The following is a 398-nucleotide window of genomic DNA, read 5'->3' as shown; positions in this document are numbered from 1 at the left end:
AGTGAAAGCTTAAGCAACTCCGTTTCAATGAGTGAGAGTTTAAGTAACTCCGTTTCAATGAGCGAAAGCTTAAGTAACTCAGTCTCAATGAGCGAGAGCTTAAGTAACTCCGTCTCAATGAGTGAGAGTTTAAGTAACTCCGTTTCAATGAGCGAAAGCTTAAGTAACTCCGTTTCAATGAGTGAGAGTTTGAGTAACTCAGTAAGCATGAGTGAAAGCTTAAGCAACTCCGTTTCAATGAGTGAGAGTTTGAGTAACTCAGTCTCAATGAGCGAGAGCTTAAGCAACTCAGTCTCAATGAGTGAGAGTTTAAGTAACTCCGTTTCAATGAGCGAAAGCTTAAGTAACTCCGTTTCAATGAGTGAGAGTTTGAGTAACTCAGTAAGCATGAGTGGAAG

General features: G+C 40.5%; 1 pseudogene. It reads right to left on the bottom strand.

What is annotated here, in order from left to right:
* Positions 1–398, bottom strand: a pseudogene (locus LMB56_RS00075) (hypothetical protein); the annotation flags it as partial.

The sequence above is a fragment of the Limosilactobacillus reuteri genome (assembly GCF_020785355.1).
GTDB classification, from domain to species: Bacteria; Bacillota; Bacilli; order Lactobacillales; family Lactobacillaceae; genus Limosilactobacillus; species Limosilactobacillus reuteri_I.
The sequence above is the reverse complement of the archived record's forward strand: the minus strand, read 5'-3'. Positions and strand labels throughout refer to the sequence as shown.